This is a genomic window from Streptomyces amakusaensis (assembly GCF_039532665.1).
In the GTDB taxonomy this organism is placed as follows: domain Bacteria; phylum Actinomycetota; class Actinomycetes; order Streptomycetales; family Streptomycetaceae; genus Streptomyces; species Streptomyces amakusaensis.
Genome location: NZ_BAAASB010000085.1, coordinates 1 through 783, shown reverse-complemented (window position 1 = coordinate 783; position 783 = coordinate 1). Strand labels below are relative to the sequence as shown.

At 68.3% G+C, this 783-nt stretch carries 1 protein-coding gene; it reads left to right on the top strand.

Translation table 11 applies throughout. The annotated features are described in order from the left end of the window. Positions 1 to 783: phosphopantetheine-binding protein (locus ABD371_RS35735; RefSeq protein WP_344486954.1), on the top strand; the 783-nt coding region annotated here is incomplete at both ends.

The window sequence follows — 783 nt, the reverse complement described above, 5'->3', positions numbered from 1 at the left end:
ACCCCGCCCTCAGGCTGGTCCCCGTCGGCGTCACCGGCGAACTCTACGTATCGGGTGAGGGCCTGGCGCGCGGCTACGCCGGCCGCGCCGCCCTCACAGCGGGCCGGTTCGTCGCCGATCCGTACGGCCCGGCGGGGACGCGGATGTACCGGACCGGGGACCTGGCGCGATGGCGTGCGGACGGTGAGCTGGAGTACGTCGGGCGGGCCGACGACCAGGTGAAGGTGCGGGGTTTCCGTATCGAGCTGGGCGAGATCGAGGCCGCACTGCTGGCCCTGGAGAACATCGCCCAGGCCGCCGTGGCGGTCCGTTCCGACCGGCCCGACGACCGCCGCCTCGTCGGGTATGTCGTCCCGCGCGCCGGGGTGGTCCTGGAGGGTGCGGTGGTACGGCGGGAGCTGGCCCGCCGCCTTCCCGACCACATGGTCCCGGCCGCGGTCGTCGTCCTGGAGGGTCTTCCCCGCACGGTCAACGGCAAGCTCGACCGGCAGGCCCTGCCCGCCCCCGACTTCACCACCGCCATCACCGACGACGCACCCCGCGAACCGGATGAGGAAACCCTCTGTCGTTTGTTTGCTGAGGTTCTTGGGGTGCCTCGGGTGGGGATTCATGACAGTTTCTTTGATTTGGGTGGGCATTCGTTGTTGGCGGCTCGTTTGATTAGTCGTATTGAGGGGGTGTTGGGTGTTCGTTTTTCGGTGAGGGATTTGTTTGAGTGGCCGTCGGTTGCTGGTTTGGTGGGTCTTGGTCGTGGTGGGGGTGTTCGGTCTGGTGTGGTGCGGG